Genomic DNA, 16142 nt, shown 5'->3' on the forward strand with positions numbered 1-16142 from the left:
CCGCCCACGTCATTTCGTGAACATCCCGGGGTGCTCGCGGACGTACTCCCGCACCCCGGTCGCGGGCCTTCCCGTGATCGTCTCGATGTCGTCGGTCCAGCGGTCGTAGCGGTTCTCCGCGTGCAGCCGCGCCATCGTGGCGAGGTGGTCGAAGAGGTGGTCGGGCAGGTCCAGCGCCTTCAGGTCGTGGTTGACCCAGGCCTCGTAGGAGACGTCCACATAGGCGACCGGCCGGCCCAGCGCGTCGGCGAACTCCCCGGCCATGGTGGTCATGTCGACGGAGGCCGGGCCGGTCAGGTGGTAGGTCCTGCCGATGTGCGAGGAGGGGTCCACCAGGATCGCCGCCACCACCGCGGCGACGTCCCGCGCCGCGACCGGGGAGGTGCGCCCGGTGCCGAACGGCAGCCGGATCGTGCCCTCCTCGGCGATGGAGCGGTAGACGAAGGCCGTGAAGAGCGGATTCTCCAGGAAGACGGTGGGCCGGAGGTGGGTGACGGGCAGTCCGGACCAGTTGAGCGCCTGCTCCGCCAGCCAGTGCTCCCGCTGCTGCGTGGACTCCGAGGTGCTGGAGAGGTCCATCTGGGAGACCGTCATCTGCGACATGTTGACCAGCGCGTCCAGCCGCGCGTAGTCGCGGGCGACCGCCGCCGTGGTCACCGTCGCCTCCAGATACTTCGGCGACACGCTCATGCCGAAGTACATCCGCCCGCAGCCGTCCAGCACGCGGGCCACGTCCGGGGCGCGGGTCAGATCGCCCGCCACCACCTCCGCGCCCGTGGCGCGCAGGGCCTCGGCCCGCTCGTCCTCCCGGTGGACCATGGCGCGCACGGGCAGCCCGCGGCGGCGCAGCTCCTCCACCACGGTACGGCCGACCGCCCCGGTACTGCCCGCGGCGCCGGTCACCAGGATCGGTGGATCGGGCATGGCTAGGACACCAACTTGTCGAGGGTGATGGGCAGTTCGCGGATCCGGACACCGGTGGCGTGGTGCACGGCGTTGGCGATGGCCGCCGCGGTGCCCGTGATGCCCACCTCGCCGAGGCCCTTGGCCCCCATGGGGTTGGTGTACGGATCGGACTCGTCCACCCAGTGGGCCTCGACCGAGTGGACATCGGCGGCGGAGGCGATGTGGTACTGGGCGAAGTCCTGGTTGACCACATGGCCGAACCGCGGGTCCAGCACGCTGTGTTCGTACAGCGCCATCGAGATGCCCTGGGTCATTCCGCCGATCAGCTGGGAGCGGGCCGTCTTGGGGTTGATGACCCGGCCCACGTCGAACATGCCCAGCAGTCGCGCCACCCGCACCTCGCCGGTGTCCTCGTCCACCCGTACCTCGGCGAACTGGGCGCCGAAGCTGTGCATCGCGAAGCGCTCGGCCTCCGGATTGCCGCCGGGCAGCTCCGCGGTGACCTCCAGCCCCTCCGACGGCGCGATACCGCCGTGCTCGGCCTGCAGCCGGGCCCGCAGCCGGTCCGCAGCCTCCCAGATCGCGGTGCCCCAGCTGTTGATGCCCGCCGAGAACCCGGCGACCGACGCGGCAGGCAGCGCCGTGTCCCCGATCCGCATCTCCACCTGCCCGACCGGGACGCTCAGCGCGTCCGCGGCGATCTGGGTGAGCGCCGTCCAGGTGCCGGTGCCCAGGTCGGCGGCGGCGATCCGGACCGTGTAGTGGCCGTCCGGGGCGAGCCGGATCGTGGCCGCGTTGCCGGGGAAGCGGGGGGAGGGGTACGTCGAGGCGGCCACGCCGGTGCCCACCAGCCAGCGGCCCTCGCGCCGCGACCGGGGAACCGGGTCGCGGTGGTCCCAGCCGGCCCGGCGGGCGCCCTCGCGCAGACACTCCGTCAGATGGCGGCTGGAGAACGGCAGCCCGGACTCCGGATGCACCTCCGGCTCATTGCGGATCCGGAACTCCACCGGGTCGAGACCACAGGCGATCGCCATCTCGTCCAGCGCCGACTCCAGCGCGAACATCCCCTGCGCCTCGCCCGGCGCCCGCATGATCGTCGGCACCGGGACATCCAGCGGGGCCAGCCGGTGGGTGGTGCGCCGGTGCGGCGCCGCGTACATCATCCGGGAGCAGACGCCCACCTGCTCCGCGTACCCCTTGGCCTTGGCGGTCTGCTCGATCACCTCGTGGCAGAGCGCGGTCAGCCTGCCGTCCCGGCCGGCGCCCAGCCGGATCCGCTGGATCGACGCCGGGCGGTAGCCCACCAGGGCGAACATCTGCTGCCGGGTCAGCGAGAACTTGACCGGCCGCCGGACCATCCGGGCCGCCATCGCGGCGAGCACGGCGTACGAGTGGGGGTAGACCTTCGAGCCGAACGCGCCCCCGACATGCGGGGAGATCACCCGCACCCGTCCCGGCTCGAGACCCAGCACCCCGGAGATCAGGGCCTGGCTCATGGAGGCGCCCTGGGTGGAGCAGCGCACGGTCAGCTCCCCGTCCAGCCAGGTGACCACGGCGGTGTGCGGCTCCATCGGGTTGTTGTGGTACATCGGCGTGGAGTACGTGACGTCCACCATGGTCGGCGAGGCCGCCAGCGCCGTATCGACGTCCCCGAGCACACTGTCGGCGGGCGAGCCGTCCTGGAGCTCCCCGCCGCCCGAGCCGAAGGTCGCTGCGTGCACCGGGGAGTAGAGGTCGCCGCGGTCGGCGCGCAGCTCCACATCGGGGGGCCGGCTCTCGTAGTCCACGCGGACGAGCCCCGCCGCGCGGCGCGCGGTCTCCAGGCTCTCGGCCACCACCGCCCCGATGAACTGGCCGCGCCAGGCGACCTCGTCGGACTGGAGCACCGCGAGCTCCGGATCCTCCGGCCGGGTCAGCGTGGGCGCGTTGAGATGGCTGAGCACCGCCAGCACCCCCGGCTCCGCCTCCGCGAGCGCGCCGTCCACTCCGGTGACCCGCCCGGCGGCGATCGTGGACTGCAGCGGATACAGATAGACGGGCTGGTCGAGGGGCCATTCATAGGCGTAGGTGGCGGTGCCGGTGACCTTCTGCACACCGTCGATACGGTCCATCGGGACGCCGATGGCGCGGGGGCGTGCCGTGACGTCGCTCATCGCGCCTCCTCCAGCAGCTCCAGCAGGGTGCTGACCATCGTGTTGCGGGCGAGCGGGACCTTGAAGGCGTTGCCCGCCAGCGGCCGCGCCGCGGCCAGTTCGGCGGCGGCCGCGTCCACGAAGCTCTCCCGGGTGGCGGGCGCGCCGCGCAGCATCGCCTCGGCCGTGGTGGCCCGCCAGGGCTTGTGCGCCACTCCGCCCAGCGCGATGCGCGCATCTCGTACCGCCCCGTCGGTGACCTCCAGCGCGGCGGCGACCGAGACCAGCGCGAAGGCGTACGAGGCGCGGTCGCGCACCTTGCGGTAGCGGGAGCGGGTCGCGGAGTGCGGGGGCGGCAGCTCCACTCCGGTGATCAGCTCACCGCGCTCCAGGACGGTGTCGCGGTCGGGGGCGTCCTCCGGCAGCCGGTGCAGCCGGGTCAGCGGGATCCGCCGCTCGGCGGCCGGGCCGGTCACCGTCACCACCGCGTCCAGCGCGGCCAGCGCGACGGCCATGTCGGAGGGGTGGGTGGCCACACAGACGGGGGAGGCGCCCAGGATCGCCATATCGCGCTGATAGCCCTCCATCGCCGAGCAGCCCGAGCCCGGTATGCGCTTGTTGCAGGGGGTGGTGACGTTCTGGAAGTACGGGCAGCGGGTGCGCTGGAGCAGATTGCCGCCGGTGGTGGCGAGGTTGCGCAGCTGGCCCGAGGCGCCCGAGAGCAGCGCCTGGGAGAGCACCGGATAGCGCCGCCGGACCCGCTGGTCGGCGGCCAGATCGCTGTTGGGCACCGCCGCGCCGATCCGCAGCCCCCCGTCGGGCAGTTCCTCGATCCGGTCCGAGGTGAGCCGCCGGACGTCGATCAGCACCTCCGGGGTCGTCACCTCAAGACGCATCAGATCGACCAGATTGGTGCCCCCGGCCAGATAGGCCGCCTCGGGCTCCCTCACCAGGGTGGCGACGGCCGCCGGCACCTCATCGGCGCGTTCGTAGCGAAAGGGCTTCATCGGTGCGCCACCTCCGCGATCGCCGGGACGATGTTCGCGTACGCGGCGCAGCGGCACAGATTGCCGCTCATCCGCTCGGCGATCTCCTCGTCGTCGAGCACCACATCGGTGGCGCCCGGATCCTTGCTCACGGCGCTGGGCCAGCCGTTCCCGGCCTCCTGGAGCATCCCGGCCGCCGAGACGATCTGACCGGGTGTGCAGTAGCCGCACTGGAAGGCGTCATGGGCGATGAACGACCGCTGGAGCGGATGCAGCTCACCGTCGGTGAGCCCGGCCGCCGTGACGATGTCCGCGCCCTGGTGGGCGACGGCCAGTGCGAGGCAGCCGAGGATCCGGCGGCCGTCGAGCAGCAGGGTGCAGGCGCCGCACTGTCCGTGGTCGCAGCCCTTCTTGGGGCTGGTGTTCCCCAACTGTTCGCGCAGGGCGTCCAGCAGTGTCGTACGGGTGTCGACGGTGAGGCGGTGCTCGGTCCCGTCCACCCGGAGCTCGATCTCGAGGTCCATGTTCCCTACCCTTGATCGTCGTCCTTCGGAACGTCACGGGGCACCCCCATTCTCGGACATTTAGGTACTGATCGCCCGTTCGGCGGTATGGTCACGCCGAAACGCCGCACCGATACGGGCCGCGGCCCACACCCGGCCGACACCGGTGGACCAGGCCGCGGCCCGGGGCCAGAACCTCCTTCAGGTGCGCTGGATCACGGCTTCCAGATGGGGCAGATAGTGGTCCATGCGATCCCGCTTGGTGAGCAGATACGGGAGGTTCTCCTTGTGCGGAGTCATCAGCAGCGGCACCTGCTCGCTGACCCGGACGCCGTGCCGCAGCAGCGCGTCCCGCTTCTGGGGGTTGTTGGACAGCAGCCGTACGGAACGCACCTCGAGGTCGTGCAGCACATCCGCAGCCACCTTGTAGTCACGGGCGTCCGCCGGCAGGCCGAGGGCGAGGTTGGCCTCGACGGTGTCCAGCCCCTCGGACTGGAGCTTCATCGCCTGGAGCTTGGCGAGCAGCCCGATCCCGCGCCCCTCATGGCCTCTCAGATACACCAGAACGCCCCGGCCTTCGGCCGCGATCGCCTTCAGCGCGGCGGACAGCTGGTCGCCGCACTCGCAGTGACGGGAGCCGAACGCGTCTCCGGTGAGGCACTCGGAATGCAGCCGGGTAAGCGCTTCCTCCCCGCCGACATCGCCGTATACCAGCGCTATTTGTTCATCACCGCGCACGAGGTCCCGATAGCCGATCGCGAGAAAGTCGCCATGCTTCGTGGCCAGCCGGACATTCACCACTCGTTCGACACCCGAGGTGCGGGTGTCGACATCGAACACGCCATCACTTTCTGTCATGTCCCGATCTTATCTGGAAAACCACCGCCCTTGTACAGGAGAATGAGAAAGCCGCAGCAACAAGCTGTCAGGACGACGCATGAAAGGTCCACGAGATATGAGCGGTTCGGGAACGCGCCCGCAGGCCGGCATGGTGTTGCCGACACGGACGACGGAGGAAGTGCGGGCCGACCGGGTCGATGTCGCCGTTCTTCCCGTAGGCAGCTTCGAACAACACGGCGCATTTCTCCCACTGGTGACCGACACGGTCATCGCCTGCACGGTCGCAGCTGAGATCGCGGCCGCGTATCCGGTGCTCCAACTGCCCCCGGTGACGGTCTCCTGCTCCCATGAACACGCCGCCTGGCCAGGGACGGTGTCGATATCCGCGGCCACCCTCTACGCCGTCGTCCGCGATATCGCGGACTCACTCAGGCGCTCGGGTATACGCGGTCTGATTCTGGTGAACGGACACGGCGGAAATTATGTACTGCGCAACATCGTGCAGGAATCCGCGGGCACTGACTTCCGCATGGCGCTATTCCCCGGATCGGCCGACTGGGAGACCGCCAGGACACGCGCCGGAGTACGCACCCCGGCCAACAGCGATATGCACGCGGGCGAACTGGAGACATCGATCCTCCTGTATGCCCATCCGGAACTCGTACGGCCCGGTCATGAAACCTCCGACTGGATATCCGACGATCGGAAACATCTGCTCACCCTCGGTATGTCCGCCTATACCGAGTCCGGGGTCGTCGGCCGTCCGTCCAGGGCATCCGCGGACAAGGGAAAGGAACTCCTGGCCGGGCTCGTCGACTGCTTCGCCGAGTATCTTTCCCTGGTCGGTGCCGAGAAGGAGGCGTGATGACCTTCCTGGAGACGGAAGAGGCATGGGAGCGGCTGCGCTCCGTCCGGACCGAGGCGGACACCGGGGCCGCCGGTCTGGTCCGGGGCCCGGACGGCCGGTGGCGGTGGAACGAGGCCGCCTCGCCGGAGGCCCGGCTCCTGGTCGACCGCTACCTCCCGCTGTGCCTGGCCGGGCCGCGGCTGACCATCGCTCAGCTCGGCCAGAGCCTGGACGGCTTCATCGCCACCCGCACCGGCGACGCCGACTACGTCACCGGCGAGGAGGACCGCCGCCATCTCCACCGGCTGCGCGCACTCGCCGACGCGGTGGTCGTCGGGGCCGGCACCGCCGTGGCGGACGACCCCCAGCTGACCGTGCGCGCCTGCGCGGGCGCCCACCCGGTGCGGGTCGTTCTCGATCCGCGCGGACGGGTGCCGCTCGGCCGACGGGTGTTCACCGATGGCTCAGCTCCGACCCTCTGGGTGGTGGGCACCACCGGTGAGCGCCGGCCGGCGCCGCCGGACGGCGTGGACGTGCTGACGCTTGACGACCCGGACGCCTTTGCCCCCCACCACCTGGTGCGGGCGCTTCGGCGGCGCGGGCTCGGCCGGATACTCGTCGAGGGCGGCGGGGTCACCGTGTCGCGCTTCCTGCACGCGGGGGCGCTGCACCGGCTCTACGTCACCGTGGCCCCGGTCCTGCTCGGCGACGGCATCCCCGGGCTGCGCTTCGACGGGACGACCGTCATGCGGGACGCGCTCCGCCCCCCGGTCCGCCGCGACACCCTCGGCGAGGACTCCCTCTTCGAACTCGACCTGTCGGCCCCGCAGCCGGCCGTACCACTGGACGGCCAGCACCACGACACCGGGGAGGCTCGCGGCGAAGGTGAGCACCCCGTAGACCATGGCCACGGTCAGCCCCTGGCTCGCGCCCAGGCCCGCGGCGCCGAAGGCCCAGGCGGTCACGCCCTCGCGGGGGCCCCAGCCGCCGACGTTCAGCGGCAGGGCCATGGCGATCAGGGCGAGCACCATCAGGGGCACCAGCTCGGTCAGCGGGGCGTCTGACCCCGCCACCCGCGCGGCCAGGACGAACGTCGTCAGATGCCCGGCCAGCACCACCACTGAGGAGATCACCACCCCCGGCCAGCTGCCCCGGGCCAGCAGCCCGCGGCGCGCCTCGAGGAGTGCGCCGCGGACCGAGCCCCGCCGCCGCCCGGCCACCGGCGCCGCGCGGCGGTGGCGCCGGACGGCCACCACCGCGAGGAGCGACAGGACGCCCACCGTGGCCAGTACCCATGCCGTGGCCGGCCCGCCGATCAGCCGGCCGGTGTGTTCCAGGACCAGGGAGGGGTGGGCCAGCAGGATCGCCACCCCCACCGCGATCAGCACCACCTGGCCCGCGACCCGCTCCAGCACCACCGCGCGCACGCCCCGGCCGACATCGCCCGCGTCCCGCCCGTGCCGCACCGCGCGGTGCACATCGCCGAGCACCCCGCCGGGCAGCGCGGCATTGAGGAACAGCGCGCGGTAGTAGTCGGCGACGGCCGGGCCCAGCGGCAGCCGGATCCGCAGCCCACGCGCCACCAGACACCAGCGCCAGGCTTGGAAGACCGTGGTGAGCAGGCCGAGGCCGACCGCCGCCAGCAGGGTGCGCCCGTCGACGGTGCGCAGGCCCTCGACGAAGGCGCCGGTACCCAGCCGCCACAGCACCACCCCGAGGATGGCGACGCCCGCGGCCGCCCCGAGCCGGGCCCGCAGCGCGCCGGTCACGCGGCCGCCCCCAGTGTGCGGGGCGCGGGCAGCGCCAGCAGATCGTGGTGGTGCACCACCACCCGCAGCGCGCCCGCCGCGGCCATCGCCAGCCGGCGGCGCAGATACGCCTCGGCGTGCGCGCCGAGCTCCGGCCGGTGGTCCACGGCCGCGCCCACCCAGCCCCGCAGCCACTCGGCCGTCAGCGCGGAGTGCTCGGCGCCCAGCACCCAGGGGCTGGCGTGGGTCCGTACCGTCGCGCCGTGCCGGGTGAACGCCTCGGAGGCCACCGCCATCGCGTCGGGGCCCACCAGACCGCCGCGCCGCTGATGGGCGTTGAACGCCTCGGTGATCTCCGCGTCCATCGGGTCGGCCGGGGTGAGCTCGACCCGCCCCACCACGGACAGCGCCAGCAGCGCCGGGCACTCCGCCTCGGCGCAGGCCGCGGCGATCCCGTCCACCTCCTCGGGGGTGAGCACGTCCAGCAGCGCGGACGCCGTCACCAGCGAGGCGCCGTCCAGCGTGCTCGCGGTCAGCCGGGAGAGGTCGCCGCGCGCCGTCGCGACGGTGATGCGGCTGCCGTCGGTGGCGGCCCGGGGCATCCGCACCGCCGCCCGGTCCAGCAGATCGGGGTCGCGGTCGTGCAGGATCCACAGCTGCGGGCCGCTCAGCCGGGGCGCCAGCCAGCGCCCCATGGAGCCGGTGCCGCAGCCCAGGTCGTGGATCACCAGCGGCGGGCCGGACAGCCGGGGGCCGAGCGCCTCGAGGAGTTCGGGGGAGCGGGCCGCCGCGTCGGCGGCCTCCCGCAGCTCCAGCCAGTCGGGTGTGTAACGCGGTACGTCGGTCGTCTTCACGCGGCCCTCCGCGGTTCGTGTCGGAGCTGTTCCAGCGCACCGGCCAGATTGCGGGTGGTGTTCTCCCACCCGGCCAGCGCGGTGCGCCGCTCGTGCGCGGCGGCGGTGAGCCGGCGCCGCGCACCGGGGTCGCCCAGCCAGCGGCGCAGCGCCGCGGTGAGCGCGTCGGGGTCGTCCGGGTCGACGAGGATGCCCGGCACCCTGCCGTCGGGTGCCTGCCCGACCGCCTCCGGAACCCCGCCGACGGCCGTGGCCAGCACCGGGATCCCCCGGGCCAGCGCCTCGGTCACCGCCATGCCGTAGGTCTCGGCGTACGAGGCGAGCACCATCGCGTCGGCGGAGGCGTAGCCGGCGTCCAGCTCGGCGCCGGTCCTCGGGCCGAGCAGATGCACCCGGTCGGCCACGCCCAGCTTCCCGACCAGCTTCCGGAGCCGGGCGGCGTACTCCGGGTCCTGCTCGAGGGAGCCCACGAGGTCGCAGCTCCAGGGCAGATCGTCGATCCGCGCGAGCGCCTCGACCAGCCGCAGCTGCCCCTTGCGCGGGGTCACCGAGGCCACGCACAGCAGCCGCGAGCCCTCGCCGCCCGAGGAGGCGAGCGGCGCGATGTCGGCGCCGGGCGCCGCCACATGGACCCGGTCCGGGACCAGCCCGTGCAGATCCACCAGCCGCCCGGCCGCCCAGGCGCTGGTGGCCACCACGGTCCGCACCGCGCGCAGCGTCCGGCCCTCCAGCGCCTTCAGATCCTCGGCCCGGCCGGGGGCCAGCCCGGTCTCGTCGCTCAGCGGCAGATGCACCAGCACCGACAGCCGCAGCCGCTGTGCCTGCGGAACGACGATGTACGGGAGCGCACAGGCCACCAGCCCGTCGAGCAGGACCAGCGTGCCGTCCGCCAGCGCGGTCAGGAGCCGGGCCAGCTCGGCGCGGGCGGCCGGGCCCGGCTGGGGCCAGTCGCCCGCGATGGCGTGCTCCTCGACCCGCCAGCCGGAGCCGGGCAGGTCCCGGCAGATCCGCCGGTCGTAGACGTTGCCGCCGCTCGGCGCGGCCGGATCGGCCACGCCGCCGGGCATCACGAAGTGCACCGTGCGCGGTGCGGCCCGGGTCATAGGCCACGCTCGTAACTCGCCCAGGCGACATGCGACTCATGCAGCGTGACGGCGATCCCGGACAGGCCCCGGGCGCCCTCGCCCAGCGCCCCCGAGCCCACCCGCTCGGCGAGGCGGTCGGCGATCACCTTGGCGAGGAACTCGGTGGAGGTGTTGATCCCCTTGAAATCGGGTTCGTCGTCGAGGTTGCGATAGCTGAGCGCGCCGCACACCTCCCCCAGCTCACGGGTGGCCAGGCCGATGTCGACGACGATGTTGTCGTCGTCCAGCTCGGCACGGCGGAAGGTGGCGTCCACGAGGAACGTCGCCCCGTGCAACCGCTGCGCGGGTCCGAAGACCTCGCCGCGAAAACTGTGAGCGATCATGATGTGATCGCGAACGGTGATGCTGAACAACGGATGACCCTCCAGATACGGCGCGTCGGGCCCTCGTCCGGGGCACGCCCTCTAGTACGGCCGTCGCGTTCCCCGTGTTCAGACGGATGACACGGCAGATTCCGCGTCGTAGCGAACCCGGTGGCACAGCCCCGGAATCTCGCCCGACGCGAGCCGCGGAAGCACCTCGGGAAGCTCCTCGAAACCGCATTCGCCGGTGACGAGGGCGTCGAAGGCGGGGTCGGCGAGCAGTTCGAGCGCCAGCGCCATCCGGTCGCCGTAGGAGCGGCGGGCGCCCCGGGCCGGGGACACCGTCCCCACCTGGCTGCTGCGCACCGTCAGCCGCCGGGAGTGGAACGCCTCGCCCAGCGGCAGGCCGATCCGCCGGTCCCCGTACCAGCTCAGCTCCAGTACGGTGCCCTCCGGGGCGAGGAGCTCCAGCGAGCGCGCGAGCCCCTGTTCGGTGGCGCTGGCGTGCACCACCAGATCGAGGTCGCCCGCCGCCTCCCCGGGGAGCGCGAAGTCCACCCCGAGCGCCCGCGCGACCTCCGCGCGCGCCGGGTCGGCGTCCACCAGCTGCACCCGTACGGCCGGGAACCGGGACAGCACCGCCGCGACGGAGGCACCCACCATCCCCGCCCCCACCACCGCGATCCGGTCGCCCAGCAGCGGCGCGGCGTCCCACGCGGCGTTCACCGCGGTCTCCACCGTCCCCGCCAGCACCGCGCGCGGCGCGGGCACGCCCTCCGGCACCGGGGTCACCGCGCTCGCCGGGACCACATAGCGGGTCTGATGCGGATACAGACTGAAGACGGTGCGCCCCCGCAGGGACGCCGGCCCCTCCTCGACCAGCCCCACATTGAGATAGCCGTACTTCACCGGCCCCGGGAACTCGCCGTCCTGGAACGGCGCGCGCATCGCGGAGTACTGGCTCTCCGGTACGCCACCGCGGAAGACCAGGGTCTCCGTACCGCGGCTCACCCCGGAGCACAGCGTGCGCACCACCACGTCCTCGGGACCGGGTTCGGCCAGGTCCACCTCCCGTATCTCGCCATGGCCGGGGGAGCGGAGCCAGAAGGCACGGGCGGTGCGCGTCATACGACGTTCTCCTGAGGGGCTGAACAATCGGACGGTGGCCCACGTACGGATGACCATGAAGCCGCGAACACGGTACGCGGCACCCATTCACTCCGCCACACAGCCCGGAGGGTGCACGGTGGCCCTGAACAATCCCTACAACACGACGCCGTTGCGGAACGAGACGGCGGTGGGCGCGGCCGCTCAGCTGCTGTTGCTCGTCCTGCTCGGCACGGCGATCGACCTCGGGCCCGCGGGCTGGCTGACCGGCCTGGCCTTCGCGGTCGCCACCTGGGCCGTGCTCACCCGCGCCCTGCAACGGTCCTGGCTCGCCTCCTTCGGCGCGGCCAACCGCGTCACCCTGGCGCGGGCCACGCTCGTCGGCGGGGTGACCGCGCTGGTCGCCGACTCCTTCGAGAGCCCGACGCCGGTCACCGCCCTGGTGGCGCTCACCGCGGTCGCGCTGATCCTCGACGCGGTCGACGGACAGGTCGCGCGCCGCACCGGCACCTCGTCCTCCCTGGGCGCGCGGTTCGACATGGAGGTCGACGCCGTCCTCATCCTGGTGCTCAGCATCTATGTGGCCACCCTCCTCGGCCCCTGGGTGCTGCTGATCGGCGCCATGCGCTACGCCTTCGTCGCCGCGGCAAGGGTGCTGCCCTGGCTGAACGGCCGGCTGCCCCCGAGCACGGCCCGCAAGACGGTGGCCGCGCTCCAGGGCGTCCTGCTGCTGGTCGTCGGCGCCGATGTGCTCCCGTATCCGGCGGCCTTCGGCGCCGCCCTGCTGGCCCTGACCCTGCTCAGCTGGTCCTTCGCCCGCGACATCAGGTGGCTGTGGCGCACCCGGGCCGACCGGGCGCAGTGAGCGCGGCGGCGCGCCGGGCGCACAGTGAGCGCCGGGCGCCGACGAGCCCGCCGCCCACCGCCACAGGGGCCCTGCTACCAGTGGAGGACCCCGCTACCAGGGCAGGGTGCCCTCGATGTCGAAGTAGCCTCCCGTCGGGCCGTCCGGGCCCACCGTCGCCATACGGACGATGATCTCGGCGCCCTGCTCGACGGTCTGGTGACCGGTGTGCCCGTTGAGGTCCGTCGCGGTGTAGCCGGGCTCCACGGCGTTGATCCGCATCTCCGGGAACGCCTTCGCGTACTGCACGGTGACCATGTTGACCGTGGCCTTCGACGCCGGATAGGCGACCCCCGGATAGGCGTGCATGGGGGTGCCCGGGGTGGAGACCCGGTCCAGTGAGGCCAGCCCGCTGCTGACATTGACCACGACCGGCGCGGCGGACCGCCGCAGCAGCGGCAGGAAGGCATGGGTCACCCGCACCACGCCGAAGACGTTCGTCTCGAACACCTCCTTCATCATGTCGGCGGTGACCTCGGCGGCGCCGATCACCCCGCCGTCCGGCATCCGCGCCTCGACACCGGCGTTGTTGATCAGTACATCCAGTCCGCCGTCGGCCTCGACCGTCTTCGCGGCGGCGGCCACGGACGCGTCATCGGTGACATCGAGGACGACCAGCCGCGCCCCCGCCCCCAGCCGCTCGGCGGCGCGACGCCCGCGCTCGGCGTCCCGGCTGCCCAGATAGACGGTGTGGCCCGCGGCGATCAGACGGCGGGCGGTCTCGAAGCCGAGACCCTTGTTCGCTCCGGTGATGAGTGTTGTCGTCATGCCCTCCAGGCTGCGTCCGGACCGGGGGAGCAGCCAGGTGCTCCGTCTTCCTGGGACCGCGGGTACCAGGCTCGCCCCCGGCCCGAGGTGCAGACTGGTGACCATGGCGACCACGGAGTTCGGACAGGCGGTACGGCGCTGGCGGGACCGGGTCCCACCGGAGGCCGCCGGGCTGCCGGCCGGCGGACAGCGGCGGGCGGCCGGGCTGCGCCGCGAGGAGCTGGCCCTGCTCGCCGGGATCTCCGTCGACTACGTCACCCGCCTCGAACAGGGCCGGGCCTCCCATCCCTCGACCCAGGTCGTGGAGGCCCTGGCCAGGGCGCTACGGCTGTCGGCGGCCGAGCGCGCCCACCTCTTCCGGCTGGCCGGGCTCGCCCCACCGGGCCCCGAGACGGTCCCCGCGTACATCACCCCGAGCGTCCAGCGACTGCTGGACCGGCTGACCGGAACGCCCGTCGCCGTGAGCGACGCGTCCTGGACGCTGCTCATGGCCAATCCGCCGTATGTGGCCCTGAGAGGCGATCCGTCCCGGTGGCGCGGCAACGAGCGCAACGGAGTCTGGCGCCACTTCGTCAGCGAGGACACCAGCTCCCGGCAGACACATGAGGCCCGGAACGAGTTCCAGGCCGCGCTGGTCGCCGACCTCCGTACGGCCGCCGCCCGCTACCCGGCCGACCAGCGGCTCCGGCGGCTGGTCGCGGAACTGCGCGCGAACAGCGAGCGGTTCGCCGAACTGTGGGACTCCGGCGCCGTCGGCCACCACGAGGCATCGCGCAAGACCATCGACCATCCACGGGTGGGCCCCCTGACGCTGGACTGCGACGTGCTCACCGTGGCGGGCAGCGATCTGCGCATCGTGGTCTACACCGCCGAGCCCGACACCGAGGACGCCGAACGCCTCGCCCTGCTCACGGTGCTGGGCACCCAGACGCTCACCGGCTAGGAGTGTCGTCCTACGGACCGTGCCGCCTACGGCGCGCTGTTCCCCTCCCCGCCCCTTCCCACAACTGGGGCTCCGCCCCAGCCCCCGGCCTGTGAGCTGACCGCGCCGACGGCTGGCTTGTCGACGCACTGGGGTCCAGGGGGGTGAACCCGGGGCTCGGCCCCGGACCCCGGCCGGCCGACCCGGATGTGCGCGGGCATCCGCCCGATCATCGACCGTACTGGCATGCCGACCGCGATCGGTCCGCCGGTGCGGGTGTGCACGGTGGCGACGGTCGGCTTGTCGACTCCTTGGGGTCCAGGGGCGGAGCCCTTGGTTACGGGAAGGGGCGGGGAGGGGAAAGACCCGCCGGACCCCCGTACCCCCGAATCTGGCGATGAGATTTTCATATTTGCGTAATTGGATCGCTGCGTTCCGTAAGATTTTAGGCTCATCCGATGCACGAACCGGCGTTGGCGCGCGCTATCTGAACAGAGGGCGCAACACGGCGCACTCGCGGGGCGTGTGGGGGCCACCCTCGTGCGACGAACAGAAGGACAGCGAAGTCCGGTGAATCTTCAAACCGTGGTGAACGTCGTCACCGCCGTACTCGTCACCCGGGTATTCGGCAGTGACGCCATCGCCCTCCTGCGCCGCGCGGCCGCGATGGGAGTCCGCGTCGGCGTATCGGAACTGCATCGCAACCATCAGGAGGGAGGGGAGCGGTGACCAACGACTTCCCGCGCTCGCGCGAGATCACCTCGATGACCGCCGGACTCCCCGCGGACTTCCGTGCCTTCCACCAACTCCACCGGAAGGCGTACATCGACCGGGCCATGGTCTACCTCGGCAACCACGCGGACGCCGAAGAGGCCGTCGACGCCGCCTTCGAACAACTCCTGCGCTGTTGGCCCAAGGTGCTGACCATGGAGAACCCGGCCGCCTACGCCTGGAAGGTCATGAAGAACCGGGTCATCGACCTCGCCAGGGCCCGCAACCGGGGCCCCGCCCTCCTGGACAACGCGACCTTCGAGACCGCGATCCTCAAGAACGCGGTCGACCCGATCGCCGCCCTGGAGGAGAGCCTGAACCTCTATCAGGCGATCAAGAAACTCCCCGAACGCCAGCAGGACGTGGTCATCCTGCTCCACTGCCGCGGCTACAGCGTCGCCGAGACCGCCACCCACCTCGGCATCACCGAGGCCGGTGTCCGCTCGACCGCCCGCTACGCCCGCCGCCGTCTGCAACAACTCCTGGCCAAGGACAACCGATGACCTCACCCATTGACCGCATCCTCGCGCGGGCCCTGCTCAATCCCACCCCTCCCATCGACTTCGAGGCCGCCGAGGCCCGGCTCGCCGCCCGCCACGCCCACCCCGGCGGCGCCCCGCCCCAGGAGCGCCCCCCGCAACAGGACCGGCGGACCGCCGCGGTCGCCGGAGCCGCGGCGCCGGGCGCGGACGAGCGGATGGCGCAGGATCTGCACACCCTGTGCGAGGCGATCATCGCCCGGCCCGACGCCCTGACCCAGCTGCGGGACTTCCTCACCCGCCGCATCCTCGAACCGCCCGGCTCCCGGGTCCTGGGATGCGTGCTCCAACTGGCCGGGCATGAGGACCACGCCCAGTTCTGGTGGCAGTTCGCCGCCGGGGCGGGCGACCCCGCCGCCGCGTACTGCCTCTACCTCCACCACATGGCGCTGGGCGAGGACGGCCAGGCGCACGCATGGCTCGAGTGGTGGCACGAGCAGGCGGGCAACGACATCCCGCCGGTCACCGACACCGTGGAGGACTGGACCGCCACCGACCATGAGATGGCCGCCGCCCTCCGCATCCTGCACGGCCTGAAGCGGGGACAGGAGGTCCCGCCCGCCACCAGGGCGGTCATCCACTACGTCGCCGAGGCCGTCGACTTCACCGACGACCCCGATATCGACCTCCCGCTGCCGGAGCCGGGGTTCGCCGACCGCATCGAGGATCTCACCACCACCAAGACCACCAAGGCCACCAAGACCACCACGGGCGCCGCGCGGCCGCCCGACCGGGCCGTGCTGCCGGAGCGGCCGCGCAGCGGTTCCCCCGCATAGCGGTTCCCCGTCCAGCGGCACGAAGAGCCGACGGCCGGAGAATGTGTCCGGCCGCCGACTCCCGTTCCCCAAGGCCGCGGTCGCGGAACTCC

The 16142-nt window shown here is 72.4% G+C and carries 16 protein-coding genes and 2 pseudogenes; 7 read left to right on the forward strand and 11 right to left on the reverse strand.

What is annotated here, in order from left to right; genetic code table 11:
* Window positions 1-9: 9 nt before the first annotated feature.
* From LIV37_RS38745 to ribA, 5 genes are all read right to left on the reverse strand, one after another.
* Complete coding sequence (locus tag LIV37_RS38745; RefSeq protein ID WP_020872524.1) at window positions 10-924, reverse strand: NAD(P)H-binding protein; 915 nt, start codon at window positions 922-924, stop codon at window positions 10-12.
* Window positions 925-926: 2 nt separating this feature from the next.
* Window positions 927-3059: a xanthine dehydrogenase family protein molybdopterin-binding subunit gene (locus tag LIV37_RS38750; RefSeq protein ID WP_020872525.1), complete on the reverse strand. Its 2133-nt coding sequence runs from the start codon at window positions 3057-3059 to the stop codon at window positions 927-929.
* Window positions 3056-4045, reverse strand: a complete 990-nt coding sequence (locus LIV37_RS38755; RefSeq protein WP_020872526.1) for an FAD binding domain-containing protein — start codon at window positions 4043-4045, stop codon at window positions 3056-3058. The genes LIV37_RS38750 and LIV37_RS38755 overlap by 4 nt, the downstream gene beginning before the upstream one ends.
* A complete protein-coding gene (locus LIV37_RS38760) occupies window positions 4042-4548 on the reverse strand; it encodes a (2Fe-2S)-binding protein (protein ID WP_020872527.1) in 507 nt (168 codons plus the stop codon). The genes LIV37_RS38755 and LIV37_RS38760 overlap by 4 nt, the downstream gene beginning before the upstream one ends.
* A gap of 180 nt (window positions 4549-4728) precedes the next feature.
* Window positions 4729-5385 (reverse strand): GTP cyclohydrolase II, encoded by a 657-nt coding sequence (gene ribA, locus LIV37_RS38765; RefSeq protein ID WP_121824011.1) that lies wholly within the window; start codon window positions 5383-5385, stop codon window positions 4729-4731.
* 97 nt (window positions 5386-5482) lie between these two features.
* Between ribA and LIV37_RS38770 the strand changes: the two genes are divergently transcribed.
* On the forward strand, window positions 5483-6232 hold the full coding sequence (locus tag LIV37_RS38770; RefSeq protein ID WP_121824010.1) for a creatininase family protein: 750 nt from the start codon (window positions 5483-5485) through the stop codon (window positions 6230-6232).
* Window positions 6232-6867 (forward strand): annotated as a pseudogene (locus tag LIV37_RS38775) (RibD family protein); the annotation flags it as partial. The gene LIV37_RS38770 and the pseudogene LIV37_RS38775, both read left to right, overlap by 1 nt.
* Window positions 6868-7146: 279 nt before the next feature.
* On the opposite strand, the pseudogene LIV37_RS38780 reads toward LIV37_RS38775, so the two are convergent.
* The 5 genes and pseudogenes from LIV37_RS38780 to LIV37_RS38800 form a co-directional block, all read right to left on the reverse strand.
* Window positions 7147-7983: pseudogene (locus tag LIV37_RS38780) on the reverse strand (lysylphosphatidylglycerol synthase transmembrane domain-containing protein); the annotation flags it as partial.
* A complete protein-coding gene (locus tag LIV37_RS38785; RefSeq protein ID WP_020872531.1) occupies window positions 7980-8816 on the reverse strand; it encodes a class I SAM-dependent methyltransferase in 837 nt (278 codons plus the stop codon). The pseudogene LIV37_RS38780 and the gene LIV37_RS38785, both read right to left, overlap by 4 nt.
* A complete protein-coding gene (locus LIV37_RS38790) occupies window positions 8813-9919 on the reverse strand; it encodes a glycosyltransferase family 4 protein (protein ID WP_121824008.1) in 1107 nt (368 codons plus the stop codon). The genes LIV37_RS38785 and LIV37_RS38790 overlap by 4 nt, the downstream gene beginning before the upstream one ends.
* Window positions 9916-10314, reverse strand: a complete 399-nt coding sequence (locus LIV37_RS38795; RefSeq protein ID WP_020872533.1) for a 6-pyruvoyl trahydropterin synthase family protein — start codon at window positions 10312-10314, stop codon at window positions 9916-9918. The genes LIV37_RS38790 and LIV37_RS38795 overlap by 4 nt, the downstream gene beginning before the upstream one ends.
* Before the next feature lie 78 nt (window positions 10315-10392).
* Window positions 10393-11391, reverse strand: coding sequence for a zinc-dependent alcohol dehydrogenase (locus LIV37_RS38800; RefSeq protein WP_020872534.1), 999 nt, complete (start codon window positions 11389-11391; stop codon window positions 10393-10395).
* 118 nt (window positions 11392-11509) lie between these two features.
* Between LIV37_RS38800 and LIV37_RS38805 the strand changes: the two genes are divergently transcribed.
* A complete protein-coding gene (locus LIV37_RS38805; protein WP_020872535.1) occupies window positions 11510-12235 on the forward strand; it encodes a CDP-alcohol phosphatidyltransferase family protein in 726 nt (241 codons plus the stop codon).
* Window positions 12236-12328: 93 nt separating this feature from the next.
* On the opposite strand, the gene LIV37_RS38810 is transcribed toward LIV37_RS38805, so the two are convergent.
* On the reverse strand, window positions 12329-13042 hold the full coding sequence (locus LIV37_RS38810) for an SDR family oxidoreductase (protein ID WP_020872536.1): 714 nt from the start codon (window positions 13040-13042) through the stop codon (window positions 12329-12331).
* A 103-nt stretch (window positions 13043-13145) separates the two neighbouring features.
* Between LIV37_RS38810 and LIV37_RS38815 the strand changes: the two genes are divergently transcribed.
* The 4 genes from LIV37_RS38815 (at window position 13146) to LIV37_RS38835 (ending at window position 16050) form a co-directional block, all read left to right on the forward strand.
* Window positions 13146-13985, forward strand: a complete 840-nt coding sequence (locus LIV37_RS38815) for a helix-turn-helix transcriptional regulator (protein ID WP_121825016.1) — start codon at window positions 13146-13148, stop codon at window positions 13983-13985.
* A gap of 549 nt (window positions 13986-14534) precedes the next feature.
* On the forward strand, window positions 14535-14693 hold the full coding sequence (locus LIV37_RS38825; protein ID WP_020872538.1) for a hypothetical protein: 159 nt from the start codon (window positions 14535-14537) through the stop codon (window positions 14691-14693).
* Window positions 14690-15238: a sigma-70 family RNA polymerase sigma factor gene (locus LIV37_RS38830; RefSeq protein ID WP_020872539.1), complete on the forward strand. Its 549-nt coding sequence runs from the start codon at window positions 14690-14692 to the stop codon at window positions 15236-15238. Before LIV37_RS38825 ends, LIV37_RS38830 begins: the two co-directional genes overlap by 4 nt.
* Window positions 15235-16050, forward strand: coding sequence for a hypothetical protein (locus tag LIV37_RS38835; RefSeq protein ID WP_020872540.1), 816 nt, complete (start codon window positions 15235-15237; stop codon window positions 16048-16050). The genes LIV37_RS38830 and LIV37_RS38835 overlap by 4 nt, the downstream gene beginning before the upstream one ends.
* The last annotated feature ends 92 nt before the right edge of the window (window positions 16051-16142 follow it).

The organism is Streptomyces rapamycinicus NRRL 5491 (assembly GCF_024298965.1).
Classification (GTDB): Bacteria; Actinomycetota; Actinomycetes; order Streptomycetales; family Streptomycetaceae; genus Streptomyces; species Streptomyces rapamycinicus.

What these genes read in the sequence shown, in the direction of transcription:
- LIV37_RS38745 (WP_020872524.1), bottom strand. Translation starts at nt 924, where the DNA reads ATGCCCGATCCACCGATCCTGGTGACCGGCGCCGCGGGCAGTACCGGG.
- LIV37_RS38750 (WP_020872525.1), bottom strand. Translation starts at nt 3,059, where the DNA reads ATGAGCGACGTCACGGCACGCCCCCGCGCCATCGGCGTCCCGATGGAC.
- LIV37_RS38755 (WP_020872526.1), bottom strand. Translation starts at nt 4,045, where the DNA reads ATGAAGCCCTTTCGCTACGAACGCGCCGATGAGGTGCCGGCGGCCGTC.
- LIV37_RS38760 (WP_020872527.1), bottom strand. Translation starts at nt 4,548, where the DNA reads ATGGACCTCGAGATCGAGCTCCGGGTGGACGGGACCGAGCACCGCCTC.
- ribA (WP_121824011.1), bottom strand. Translation starts at nt 5,385, where the DNA reads ATGACAGAAAGTGATGGCGTGTTCGATGTCGACACCCGCACCTCGGGT.
- LIV37_RS38770 (WP_121824010.1), top strand. Translation starts at nt 5,483, where the DNA reads ATGAGCGGTTCGGGAACGCGCCCGCAGGCCGGCATGGTGTTGCCGACA.
- LIV37_RS38790 (WP_121824008.1), bottom strand. Translation starts at nt 9,919, where the DNA reads ATGACCCGGGCCGCACCGCGCACGGTGCACTTCGTGATGCCCGGCGGC.
- LIV37_RS38800 (WP_020872534.1), bottom strand. Translation starts at nt 11,391, where the DNA reads ATGACGCGCACCGCCCGTGCCTTCTGGCTCCGCTCCCCCGGCCATGGC.
- LIV37_RS38810 (WP_020872536.1), bottom strand. Translation starts at nt 13,042, where the DNA reads ATGACGACAACACTCATCACCGGAGCGAACAAGGGTCTCGGCTTCGAG.
- LIV37_RS38815 (WP_121825016.1), top strand. Translation starts at nt 13,146, where the DNA reads ATGGCGACCACGGAGTTCGGACAGGCGGTACGGCGCTGGCGGGACCGG.
- LIV37_RS38835 (WP_020872540.1), top strand. Translation starts at nt 15,235, where the DNA reads ATGACCTCACCCATTGACCGCATCCTCGCGCGGGCCCTGCTCAATCCC.